We start from the raw sequence: 12983 nt of genomic DNA on the forward strand, positions 1-12983 counted from the left end.
CGGTAGGTGAGCGACGCCCCGTCGAGGTCGGTGAGAGCGACGGCGTCGGCCCGCCGCCGCGCGGCGATCCGGAAGAGTCCCGGTAGCGATTCGCGGTCACCGACTCCCAGGATCTCGTCGAAACGGCGGTCGAGTTCGACGACGATCTCCGCGGCCGCGGCGGCGAGCTGCGAACCACTCAGCCCGGCGCGTGGCATGAGTGCCGTCACCGTCGCGCGCAGGGCGGCGTCGGGCGCGACACCCCGTCCGGCCAGGGTGATCGCCGACGCCGACACCCTGCGGTGAAGGGCACGGAACGACACCGGGCCGGCCACACCGGTCATCGCGACGTCGTCGCCCGCATGGGTCGCGGCGAGCGCGAGCGAGCGCAGCGCCGACGGACGCGGCGACGACAGGGCGGACCCCGTCGAGGCGCGGGGAATCGAGGTGTCCGACGTCACGCGGGTCCCACACGATTTCGCGGGACCGCACCCGATCCGGCATCCGCGTCCCGTCGCAGCACGGCGTCGGCAGCGGTTCGCACGCTCTCGAAGACGTCGTCGATCGACCGGTCGGCGTCGGCCAGAAGCGTTGCCACGGCGATCGTCAGCGCCTCCGCCGGATCATCGTCGGGAACCGAGATCGACATCGCCACAGCGGTTGCCTCGAGATCGGCAAAGGTCACCTGCGGCGCCCCCGCGACGCCGATGACGGTGTCGGGAGCGACGGCCGCCACCTCCGACACGATCTCGTACAGCGGACGCGCGTCCTCGGTTTCGCCGGGGCCCGGCGTCGCCTCCTCCCAGATTGCGAGGTCCCCGACCGCGATGTCGGGCCGCGACACGATGTCGGTCAACAGAGTCCGGTAGCGCTCGGCGAACAGCGCCACCGTGCCCGGGTCGAACAGATCGGTGTCGAAGGCGATCTGCCCGCCGAGGGCACCGTTTCGGTCGATGCCGTCCGGATCACCGGGATAGAGCATGACCTCGAGATCCACCTTGGCCGGGAATGAGGCGGGCAACCGCGGGCGGACGTGCAGACCGTCGAGTTCGACGTCCGGGAACTCGAGGTTCTGATACGCGATCATCACCGAGAACAACGGATTACGGCGTCCGCGACGAACCGCCCCGCGATCGGCGCGGGCAAGGTGATCGACGATCTCGTCGAAGGACACGTCGGTGTGCCCCAGGTCGGCGAAGTCGTCGGTGTGCACTCGCCGCAGCAGGTCCGCGAACGGCTCGTCCAGGCGCAGCCGCGTCCGCAGTGGCACCGTGGTCGCGAGCATTCCCACCATGTCGGTCAGGGCGGGATCATCGCGGCCGGCGAACGGGGTGCCGATGACGATGTCGTCGCTGCCCGACAGCCGCCCGATCAGGACCGCGAGCGCCGCATGCAGGACGGCGAACTGGGTCGTGTTGCCCACCCGGGCCATCTGGCGGAGCATCGTCGCCGTCGACGACGGGATGTCGAGATCGACGACGCCGCCGACGTGGCGGGGCTCCACGGGGCGCGGCCGGTCGGTCGGGATCGTCGCCGGCTCCCCCACCCGGTCGAGACGCCGCCCCCAGTATTCGAGTTGCCGCTGCCGTTCGGTCATCCCATCGGGCCGCACGGTCTGCAGGCGCTCGGCATGCCAGATCGCATAGTCCGCGAACTGCACGCGTTGCCCGACGACGCTCCCCGATCCCGACCTGCCCGAGATCCGGGTGGCATAGAACTCGGCGAGGTCGCGAGCGAGCGGGGCGAGCGACCCGCCGTCGGCGTTGATGTGGTGCACGACGAACACCAGCACGTGTCGGTCGGCGCTCAGTCGCAGGATCGTCGCACGGACGGCCGGGGGTCCGGTCAGATCGAATCCGGCGTCGACGACCGCGGCGACCTCGGCGCCCACCCGGTCTCCGTCGGTCGAGTCGAGCCGGTCCCCGGCGAGATCGACCAGCGGAATCCGCAACGCGTGCACCGCATCTGCGGCCGGGATGATGAGCTGCACCGGGGTGCCGTCGTGCAGCGGGTAGCGAGTCCGGAGCGACTCGTGACGGGCAACGAGATCGCCCACCGCACCGGTGAGGGCGGGGACGTCCAACCGGCCGTCGAGTTCCAGGGTCAGCCCGACGTTGTACGCGGGCGACGCCGGATCGATCTGGTTGATCGACCACAGCCCGCGTTGCACTCCGGTGAGGTCGACGACATGGGTGCGGTCACGCGGCGTCAGCATCCGGCCGGCCGCCCGATCGGCTGTGGCGACCGCCGCCACGAAATCCGCCACGGTGGGATTCTCGAAGAGCGCCGACATCGGCACGCGACGGCCGATGTGCTGTTCGACGCGATAGGCGACCTTGGTCGCCGACAGCGAGCTGCCACCGAGTTCGAAGAACCCGTCGTGGACGCTCACCTCCCGTACGCCGAGCACATCGGCGAAGATCTGCGCCACCACGCCCTCGAGCCGGCTGCGTGGCGCGACGTACTCGCGGGCGGGTGAGATCTCCACCGCGGGCAGAGCACGCCGGTCGACCTTCCCGGTCCGGGTCATCGGCAACTCGTCGAGCACGACCACGGTGTGGGGCACCAGGTGTGCCGGGAGACGAGCAGCCGCGTGGTCGAGGATGTGCTCGGGTGCCGGCAGCCGGTCAGGTGGGGCGGTCACATACGACACCAGGACCGTCTCCCCCGCCGGCGTCGAAGTCCCGACGGTCACCGCGGTCTCCACATCGAGGTGGCTCGCGAGGACGCCGTCGACCTCGCCGGGTTCGACCCGCATACCGCGGATCTTGATCTGGAAGTCGTTGCGGCCGTGGTAGACGATGTCACCGGACGGCGTCCGGGTGACGAGGTCGCCGGTGCGGTACATCCGGCCCCCACCGTCGAACGGATCGGCCACGAAGCGTGCCGCCGTCAGTCCGGGACGAGCGTGGTAGCCGCGCCCGAGCGCCCGTCCCGACAGATACAGCTCGCCGAGAACGCCGTTCGGCACCGGACGCAGACACGCATCGAGGACCTTGACGCCCACTCCGGAGATCGGTCCACCGATGGTCACCGGTTCCGCGGGCCGCAGCGGTTCGGAGACGGTGGCCCAGATGGTGGTCTCGCTGGGGCCGTACAGATTCAGCAGCGGGCGACCCGCCGCGTGCCATCTCGAGACCAGCTCCGGCGGGCAGGCCTCGCCCGCCACCATCACGACCGCGAGTTCGGGCACCGCTGCGGGATCGAGGGTGGCGAGCGCGGTGGGGGTCATGATCGTGTGGGTGACCCGATGCCGGGCGATGACGTTCTCGAGTTCGGGGCCCGCGAAGACATCGGGTGGGCTGATCACCAGCTGCGCCCCCGAACACACCGCGAAGACGATCTCCCAGACCGCGACATCGAATCCCGATGCGGCGACGTGGAGTATGCGCGCGTCCGGGGTCGCGCCCAGCCGGTCCTGCTGCTCGGCGACCAGCTCGGCGAATCCGGCGTGGGTCAACGTGGCCGCCTTCGGACGGCCGGTGGAGCCCGAGGTGAACTGCAGATAGGCGACGTCGTCGAGGGAGATGGGCCGGACCCGCTCGGCATCGGCCACCGGATACGTCGGCCGTCCCGCGATGCCCAGATCCACCTCGAGATCGTCCAGGACGAGGCGGGCGTCCGTGGACGGGATCGTCGACGCCCCGGCGCCGGGCGGGCAGCCGTCGTCCCCGTCCGGCGCCTGCGCCGTGATCAGAAGTACCGCCCCACTGTCGGCGAGCATCGTGGCGCGGCGCGCGACGGGCAGACGGGAATCGATCATCACGAAGGCGGCACCGCTCATCGCCACCCCCAGCACGGCCAGGACCGACCGCGGTGACCGCGGAATACTCAACGCGACGACGTCACCCGGACCGATTCCGCGCGCGATCAGGACCCGGGCGAGCTGATGGGCGGTGGTCGCGATCTCCGACCAGCGCAGGACACTGTCCCCGATCAGGGCCGGCGCGCCGGGGTCGGCGCGGGCGAGACCGCGCGCCAGCAGACCGGCGAGCGTCTGTTCCGGACGCGCGCCGCGGGCGGGTGACGCCAGGGGGCGCGTCTCGTTCGGCCGCAGCAGGTCGATCGACCCGATGGTCCGGGACGACTGCCCCACCATCTGTGCCAGGACGAACTCGAGCCGCGCTGCCATCTCGCGCACCGTGGCGGCGTCGAAGAGATCGGTGGCATAGGCGATTTCGATGTCGTAACGATCGGTGTGATCGGTCACCGAGACGGTCACGTCGTACTTCGCGGACGGTACCCGCGCATCGAGGATCGCCGCGGACCCGGTCCAGTGCACCAGCTCGGCCAACTGGTCGGGCTGTACCGTCAGCGCGACCTGGAACAGCGGCGAATGCGCGGGTGATCGATGGGGCGCGACGGCGTCCACGACCCGCTCGAACGGGACATCGGCGCAACTCATCGCGCGGGCGCAGCGGCGATGGGCAGCGGTGACGAACTCGGCGACGGTGTCCGCCGGATTCACGGTCGTTCGCAGCACGACGGTGTTGACGAACATCCCGACCAGGTCGGCGACCGCCGGATCGTCTCGGCCGGCGACCGCGGTCCCGATGCTCACGTCGTCGGTCGCGGCGAGCCGTCCCAGCGTGATCGCCAGGGCGGACTGGAACACCGCGAACGGGGTGGCCGACAACGATCTCGCGAGCTGCCGGATACCGTCGGTCAGCTCCGGGCCGAGCACGGTGTCGACGTGCGCTCCGCTGCTCGACATCACCCGGGGACGCGGCCGATCGGTGGGCAGCTGCAACAGGTCCGGCGCCCCACGCAACTCCGTACGCCAGAACTCCAGACCCTCGATCAGTGCCGGCGACGGCGACTCCGGCGTGCCGAGCGTCTCGGCACGCTCGACGGCGACATCGGCGTACTGCATCGGCAAGGGCGCGAAACCCGGTACTTCACCCGTACGTCGACTGTCGTACGCGGTCATCAGATCTCGCAGCAACGGCCGCAGCGAATGCCCGTCGGCCGCGATGTGATGCACCACCAGCACGATGACATCGCCGTCCGGATGACCCGTCACCACCCGGTACCGGAACGGGATCTCCTCGGCCAGGTCGAATCCCACCTCCGTGACCGCCGAGATCGCAGCGGCCAGATCAGTCCCGCTCGCTCCGCTCCCGGCGACGGTCACACCAGTCCCGCTCGCTCCGCTCCCGGCGACGGTCACACCAAGGCGATCGGCGGCCACTTGCAGATCCAGGATTCGTTGCTCGGGCTCCCCGTCGACGACGGGGAACACGGTACGCAGGATCTCGTGCCGATCCACGACATCCAGGACGGCGCGGTGCAGGGCGGCGGTATCGACCGGATCCGTCAGGCGCAGCGCCCCCGACATGTTGTAGGTCGACTCGGCGGGCGACATCCGGTTGATGAACCACAGCCGGGTTTGCGTCTGCGACAGCGGGATTCGTGCCGGCCGCGGCATCGACCGCGTCTGTCTCGGGGCGGCCTGGTCGGACTCCGGGATGACCACCGCACGCGAGGCGAGATCGGCGAGGTCGACTGCCTCGAAGACATCGGTGAGGGCGATCCCGAGCCCGTGGTCGACGCGTGCGCGCGACACCATCCGGGCGGCGAGCAGCGAGTCGGAGCCCAGCGCGAACAGGTTGTCCGAGACGCTGACCCCGTCGCGGCCGAGCGCCTCCTCGACAAGCCCCACGAGCGCCCGCTCCGCAGGCGTGTGCGGCGGCCGGAAACCGGTTGCGCCGGAACCGAGTACCGGGACCGGCAGGGCGCGCTGGTCGAGCTTCCCCGATCTGGTCGTCGGAAACGAGTCGAGCAGGACCACCCCGAGCGGAACCATGTGGCCGGGGAGCCGCCGCCGGCAGTGTGCGCGGACGCCCTCGGCGTCCAGCACGCCGCCGACAGTGCCCGACAACACCTCCCGCCGAGCGCGCACGTAGGCGACCAGAACCGGCGCGGACCCGAGATCGTGGCGTGCGACGACCGCGACCGCATCGACGCCCGGAACCGTGGCGATCACCGCCTCGACCTCGCCGGGTTCCACCCGCCTGCCCCGGATCTTGATCTGGTGATCGGTCCGTCCGAGGTACTCCAGCTCGCCGTCGCCGGTCCATCGGACCAGATCGCCGGTGCGATACATCCGCGCACCCGCGGTGCCCTGCGGATCGGCCACGAACCTGGCAGACGTCTGACCCGGGGCGCCGACATAACAGTTCGCCAGTTGCGCACCCACCAGGTGCAACTCGCCGGCGACGCCGACCGGGACCGGACGCAACCGGGCGTCGAGCACCCGGACCACGGTGCCCGGCACCGGACGACCGATCGGCACGACCGCACGATCCGTCGTGATCCTCTGGGCGGTCACGTCGATCGCGGCCTCGGTCGGCCCGTACAGATTCACCAGTCCGGCGCGACTCGTCGACCGTGCCCGGAGGGCGAGCCGCGCGGGCAACGCCTCCCCAGAGGTGAACAGCCAGCGCACCTGATCGGGCAACGAGACGCGTTGATACGGTGCGGCGTCGCGTGGGCCCGGGGCACCGGCCGCCTGCCGATCCTCGGGCTCCGGTCCGAGCGCCACGTCGAGGTAGGCGTCGAGCATGGACGGCACGAAGTGCAGGACGGTGACCCCCGACCGTGCGATGAGGTCGCGGAGGTAGGCGGGGTCGCGATGCCCACCCGGTGCCGCGATCACCATCCGCGCTCCGACGCGCAACGGCCACAGCAACTCCCAGACCGATACGTCGAACGTCGCCGGGGTCTTGTACAGCACGGCATCACCGGCAGCGATCGGGTGGTCGTGCTGCATCCAGGCGAGGCGTTGCCCGATCGCCCGATGATCGATCTCGACGCCCTTGGGGACGCCGGTCGATCCCGAGGTGAAGATGACATAGGCGGGCAGGCCGGCCGGAGCCCGCCGGTCACGGTGCGCCGGTGTCGGCCCATCCGGACGAGGAGAGTCACGACGCCGGAAGCGAGGCGAATCGTGCCCCGGGCCGACGTCGGCGACGAACTGCGCGTCGACGATCAGCGACGGTCCGACCGCGGCGGTGATCGCCCGGCGACGTTCCTCCGGCTCGGCCGGGTCGAGCGGCACGTAGGCCGCACCCAGCGAGATGGCGGCGTAGACGGCGCACACCTGCTCGATCGACCGGTCCAGCGCAACGACGACCCGGTCACCGCGCCGCACGCCCCGCTCCGCGAACCGATCTGCGAATTCCGCACAGGCACGCTCGAACTCGCGATAGGTCAGGGTGGCGTCACCGAACGTCACCGCGGGTGCGTCGGGTGTCGAGTCGACCTGGCGATCGAAGGCGGCCAGTACGTGCTCGTCGCCGACGACGATCGCCGGTCCGCCGGAACCGAGGCGGTCCACCGTCGCCGACTCCCCGGCCATCAGGAGCTCGAGGTCTGCGACGGGTCGGCGCGGCTCGGTCACGAACTGCGTGAGCAGGTGCAACAGTCGCCTGCGGTGCATGTCGAGTTCGGCCGGCTCGTACAGGGTGGGGTTCGCGTGCAGACCCACTTCGAGCGGCGCGTCCGGGCCGGCCGCGAAGACGTTCATCACGAGGTCTTCCACCATGCCGGCGGACAACATGTGGTAGCGCACGCGAGCGCCGTCGATCACGATCGGCTTGTCGAACAGCAGCAGGTTGACCAGCGGACCGAAGCTCGTGCCGAGGGTGTCACCGAATCCGGCTGCCGCCCTGATGTCCTCGGAGCGATAGCGCTGGTGGCGGAGACCCGCGGTGATCTCCGCGGTCACGGCCGCGACGACGTCGGCACATGTCGCCGTGGCGATCCCGTTCACGCGCAGGGGCAGCATGTTGGAGACCATCCCGGCCGAGTGCCGAATGCGCGCCGTCGTCCGCGCGGTCACCGGGAGGCTGAGGACGATGTCGTCGTTTCCGGACATGCGGGCGAGGAACGCGGCGAACGCGGCGGTGAGGATGGCGGCGACCGAGGCGTCGAGGTCCCGGGCACACCTCCGCAGCGCATCGTCGAGCTCGGGACCGAGCAGGCCGGCGGAGACGACCGTCTCGTTGCGGACCCCGGTGGTCGCGGGATGCGCGGCCAGGCTCACCCGCTCGGGGAGTCCGGCGGCGCGCTCGGACCAGAATTCCCGGTCCTTCTCGAACCGCGTGCTCTGCCGGTACGCGGCGTCGTCGGCGACCACCTCGGCGATGCCGGCGCGACGCACCGGACGGTGACCGATCCGCGCGGGTGCAGAGGCGGTGGGGTCGGCCCCGCCGCCGGGCTCCCGGTGCTGGTTGTACCGCTCGACGGCCTCGTGCAGGCACATCAGCGCGCCGTATCCGTCGAAGGCGATGTGGTGCCCGCGCATGTACCAGTAGGTGCGATCGTCGGTGACCCGGATGAACGCGGCGACGGCGACCGGGTCGGCGAGCAGGTCGACGGGCCGCTGATGGTCGGCACGCATCCAGTCCTCGGCTGCCGCTTCGGGATCCGGTTCGGCTCGCAGGTCGACGTCGATGACGTCGAAGGGGACGGAGTAATCGATGTACTGCTGAGGGGTGCCGTCGACCTCGGTGACGCGGGTGTATGCCGTCTGGAGGTCGCGCGCCGCCTCGAGGACGCCGCGGCGGAACAGTTCGCGATCGAACGGGCGCCCGTCGTCGACGATGTCGAGGTAGTGCGCGACCGTCACCGAGTGGTCGTCGACGAGGTTCTCGGCAAACCACATGGCGCGTTGCGCCGCGGTCAGATCCAGCAGATCAACCCCTTCAGGCGCTCGGGGTGTCCCCGGGCGCCTGTCTCCCCCAGTCCCATCTCGGTGGGACGCAGTGTCATCCATGCCTCGTCCGACGTCGGTTTCGGCGATAGGGTCGCTCGACGAAGACGCCCCCGCGTCCCCCCGCAGCGATCGTCGAACAGCAACGAATCATACGCGGTACATCGCTTTCGCTTCCGAAAGTGATACATCCCGCATCAAAGGACCCTCTGTGCCTGTGGTCCATTGTGAAAACTGGTGTGACAGATGGGATCACCCCAGTCAAGCAGGGTCACTCTGGTCACTCTCGCACCGTGTGTGCCGGCATGGGCCCCGCGGGATTCGGTCGTTCGACCGACAGCGGGATGGACTGAAGCGGAATGAGCGGGCCGAGGAGGCCCGATGGAGTCGCGGGAGCAGAACGGGCAAGATCGATCTCATGTCAGACGTGCAGTTGATCGAGGTCGGCCCGCGGGACGGGCTGCAGAACGAACAGACCCTGCTCTCGATCGACGAGAAGGTCGAGTTCATCACCCGGGCCGTGGACGCCGGCGTGCGTCGCATCGAGGCGGTCAGCTTCGTCAACCCGCGGCGGGTACCGCAGATGGCCGGCGCGGAAGAAGTCATGGAACGGGTGCCGCGAGGAGACGACGTCTCGTATATCGGGCTCGTCCTCAATCGCCGTGGCCTCGACCGCGCTCTCGCATCCTCGGTCGACGAGGTGAATGCCGTGGTCGTGGCCACCGAGGAGTTCAGTCACCGGAATCAGGGGTGCAGCGTCGCGGACACCATCGCGGCAGCCGTCGATGTCGTCCGCGACGCGCGGGCGGCCGGCCTCGCGACGACGGTGACCATCGCGGTCGCCTTCGGTTGCCCCTTCACCGGAGAGGTCAGTTCAGGCCGGATCTCCGACATCGTGGCCCGGCTGGCCGATGAGGCCGCCCCGGACGAGATCGCGCTCGCCGACACGATCGGAGTGGGAGTGCCGGCACAGGTGCGCGACCTCGCCCGGCGGACGGCAGAACGTGCACCAGGGATTCCGCAGCGGTGGCACTTCCACAACACGAGGAACACCGGCTACGCGAACGCCCTCACCGCACTCGATACCGGCGCGCGTGCCCTCGACGCGAGTATCGGCGGCTTCGGCGGATGCCCGTTCGCGCCCGCGGCCACCGGCAACATCGCGTCCGAGGATCTCGTCTACGCACTCGACCGGTCGGAGGTCACGACCGGTGTCGAGATGCAGCGATTGGTCGACGCCGCACAGTGGCTGGGCAAGGCCCTCGACAAGGATGTCCCCGCACTCCTCGGACGTGCCGGACCATTTCCGGCCGCCCGCTGAGACGGGGACATCTCGTCCGGGGCCTCATCACGATTGCACGGTGACGACCCGCGACACCGGTTCAGCCGGTGGTGTGCACGATCAGGACGTCGCAGGCCGACTTGCGGGCGACATCCGCGGGGACCGAACCGAGAAGCCGACCGGCGATCGAGTTCAGGCCGCGGTTGCCCACCACCAGGAGGTCGGCCTTGACGTCGCTCACGAGCTGCAGGAGCGCGTCGACCGGGGCTCCCTTGACCGGGCGCTGCACCACGTTGGTCGCACCGGCCTTGGCCGCGCGTTCTTTCGCGGTCCGGAGGATCTCCTCGGTCGGGGTCGACCCGGTGACCTGATACGCCTCGTCCTTGAGGACGTCGGCCGCATCTCCGGCGCCGCGCTCGTTCGGGAAGTACGCGCAGGCGATCACCAACTGGGCGTCGCCCGCGAGTGCACCCGCACGTTCCACAGCCTTCATCGACGACTCGGAGCCATCGGTACCGACGACGACGGTTTCGTAAGAGCTCATCCCAACCTCCCGACATGAAATCGCCTCGCTGCCCATCAGCGAGGCGTCACCGCGTATACCCGAACTGCAGGGGTCCTGCATCGGGACACTAGTTTGCCACGTACGTGTCTGTCCCCCGTTCGTGGTGATCGGCACACCGGCCGGTCACACAGCGCAGGGTGGAAGACGAGACCTCACTTGATGCCGGCCGCGTCCATCCCGCGCATCTCCTTCTTCAGATCGGCGATCTCGTCGCGGAGTCGGCCGGCGAGCTCGAACTGCAGATCCCGAGCCGCGCTCATCATCTGATCGGTGAGTTGGGACACGAGATCGGCGAGCTCGGCCCGCGGCATCATCGAGACGTCGCGCTTCTCGATCACGCCCGAACTGCCGGCCTTCGAGACCTCGCCCTGTGCGCGGCGTCCGCGGCTGGCATTGCGCCCGGAACCGCCGACCGCCACGGCCTCGTCCTCGGCCTCTCGGTACACCTGGTCCAGGATGTCGGCGATCTTCTTGCGCAGCGGCTTCGGATCGATGCCGTTCGCCTTGTTGTAGGCGATCTGCTTCTCGCGGCGTCGCTCGGTCTCGTCGATCGCATTGCGCATCGAGTCGGTGATCTTGTCCGCGTACATGTGGACCTCGCCGGACACGTTGCGGGCGGCGCGACCGATCGTCTGGATGAGTGAGGTGGTGCTCCGGAGGAAGCCCTCCTTGTCCGCGTCGAGGATCGCGACGAGGGACACCTCGGGAAGGTCGAGACCCTCACGCAGCAGGTTGATGCCGACGAGGACGTCGTAGTCACCCGAGCGCAGCTGGCGCAGGAGTTCGACGCGGCGCAGGGTGTCCACCTCCGAGTGGAGGTACCGGACCCGGATACCCAGTTCGAGCAGATAGTCGGTGAGGTCCTCGGCCATCTTCTTGGTCAGGGTGGTCACCAAGACACGCTCGTCGCGGTCAGTGCGCTCCCGGATCTCGTGGACCAGGTCGTCGATCTGGCCCTTGGTCGGCTTGACCACGACCTGGGGATCCACGAGACCCGTCGGTCGGATCACCTGCTCGACGAACTCGCCGTTGGACTGGCCCAGTTCGTACGGCCCCGGCGTCGCAGACAGGTACACGGTCTGGCCGATACGATCCACGAACTCGTCCCAGGTCAGCGGCCGGTTGTCCACCGCGGAGGGGAGACGGAAGCCGTACTCGACGAGGTTGCGCTTGCGCGACATGTCGCCTTCGTACATGCCACCGATCTGGGGCACCGTCACATGCGACTCGTCGATGACGAGAAGGAAGTCGTCGGGGAAGTAATCGATCAGCGTTGCCGGTGCGCTCCCGGCGGCGCGGCCGTCGATGTGCCTCGAGTAGTTCTCGATCCCCGAGCAGAACCCGACCTGCCGCATCATCTCGAGGTCGTAGGTGGTCCGCATCCGCAGCCGCTGGGCCTCGAGCAGTTTGCCCTTGCCCTCGAGGTCGGCGAGTCGTTCCTCGAGCTCTCGCTCGATGCTCGCCATCGCCTTCTCCATGCGCTCGGGCCCGGCGACGTAGTGGGTGGCCGGGAAGATGCGCAGCGAGTCGACCTGGCGCACGACGTCACCGGTCAGCGGGTGCAGGTAGTACAGCGACTCGACCTCGTCACCGAAGAACTCGATCCGAACCGCCAGTTCCTCGTACGACGGGATGATCTCGACGGTGTCGCCGCGGACGCGGAACCCACCGCGGGTGAAGGACACGTCGTTGCGCGTGTACTGGACGTCGACGAGCAGCCGCAGCAAGGCGTCGCGGTCGATCTCCTGGCCGACCTCGACCTCGACGGATCGGTCGAGATACGACTGCGGAGTGCCGAGGCCGTAGATGCAGGACACCGAGGCCACCACCACGACGTCGCGCCGCGACAGCAGGCTCGAGGTCGCCGAGTGCCGCAGACGCTCGACGTCGTCGTTGATCGACGAGTCCTTCTCGATGTAGGTGTCGGTCTGCGCGATGTACGCCTCGGGTTGGTAGTAGTCGTAGTACGACACGAAGTACTCGACGGCGTTGTTGGGCAGCATCTCGCGCAATTCGTTCGCCAGCTGCGCCGCGAGTGTCTTGTTGGGCGCCATCACCAGGGTGGGGCGCTGCACCTGCTCGATCAGCCAGGCGGTGGTCGCCGACTTACCGGTGCCGGTGGCGCCGAGCAGGACGATGTCCTTCTCGCCTGCGTTGATCCGTCGCGTCAGATCCTTGATGGCGGCGGGCTGGTCGCCTGCCGGTTCGTACTCGCTGACGACCTCCAGGCGCGCGTCGGACCGCTCGATCTCACCGACCGGCCGGAACTCCGAGTGCGCGATGACGGGGCGCTCTGCTGCAAAAGCCATAGTGCCAGGGTAAACGCGGCCTATGACATCGATGTTCCCGCGCGGTGCACGACCCCGAAGCTCGACGAACGCGACGACTCCGAGTTCCGGCCCCGAGATCATCGGTCGCCCGGTGCAGACGCGGTGGCCTGT

5 protein-coding genes (1 of these 5 cut by a window edge) are annotated in these 12983 nt (G+C 69.2%); 1 reads left to right on the forward strand and 4 read right to left on the reverse strand.

Translation table 11 applies throughout. The annotated features are described in order from the left end of the window. Both BCM27_RS14510 and BCM27_RS14515 read right to left on the reverse strand, forming a co-directional pair. Positions 1-440 carry the 5' end (the start) of a non-ribosomal peptide synthetase gene (locus BCM27_RS14510; RefSeq protein WP_068884386.1) on the reverse strand. The gene continues 26173 nt to the left of window position 1, outside the view, so only the first 440 of its 26613 coding nucleotides appear in the window; it begins with the start codon at positions 438-440; the stop codon falls past the left edge of the window. Continuing rightward, positions 437-8647, reverse strand: coding sequence for an amino acid adenylation domain-containing protein (locus BCM27_RS14515; RefSeq protein WP_004018863.1), 8211 nt, complete (start codon positions 8645-8647; stop codon positions 437-439). Before BCM27_RS14515 ends, BCM27_RS14510 begins: the two co-directional genes overlap by 4 nt. Before the next feature lie 466 nt (positions 8648-9113). Between BCM27_RS14515 and BCM27_RS14520 the strand changes: the two genes are divergently transcribed. After that, positions 9114-10016 carry a hydroxymethylglutaryl-CoA lyase gene (locus tag BCM27_RS14520; RefSeq protein WP_004018864.1) on the forward strand — a complete coding sequence of 301 codons (903 nt, stop codon included), beginning with the start codon at positions 9114-9116 and terminating at the stop codon, positions 10014-10016. A gap of 61 nt (positions 10017-10077) precedes the next feature. On the opposite strand, the gene BCM27_RS14525 is transcribed toward BCM27_RS14520, so the two are convergent. Next, positions 10078-10521, reverse strand: coding sequence for a universal stress protein (locus BCM27_RS14525; RefSeq protein ID WP_004018865.1), 444 nt, complete (start codon positions 10519-10521; stop codon positions 10078-10080). 173 nt (positions 10522-10694) lie between these two features. After that, entirely contained in the window at positions 10695-12851 is a 2157-nt protein-coding gene (gene uvrB / locus BCM27_RS14530; protein ID WP_033205868.1) for an excinuclease ABC subunit UvrB, read from the reverse strand. Positions 12852-12983: the final 132 nt, after the last annotated feature.

It is taken from the genome of Gordonia terrae, assembly GCF_001698225.1.
GTDB classification, from domain to species: Bacteria; Actinomycetota; Actinomycetes; order Mycobacteriales; family Mycobacteriaceae; genus Gordonia; species Gordonia terrae.

Bases quoted from the DNA above. Each gene is read 5' to 3' on its own strand.
- BCM27_RS14515 (WP_004018863.1), bottom strand. From the start codon at position 8,647: ATGTGGTTTGCCGAGAACCTCGTCGACGACCACTCGGTGACGGTCGCG.
- BCM27_RS14520 (WP_004018864.1), top strand. From the start codon at position 9,114: ATGTCAGACGTGCAGTTGATCGAGGTCGGCCCGCGGGACGGGCTGCAG.
- BCM27_RS14525 (WP_004018865.1), bottom strand. From the start codon at position 10,521: ATGAGCTCTTACGAAACCGTCGTCGTCGGTACCGATGGCTCCGAGTCG.
- uvrB (WP_033205868.1), bottom strand. From the start codon at position 12,851: ATGGCTTTTGCAGCAGAGCGCCCCGTCATCGCGCACTCGGAGTTCCGG.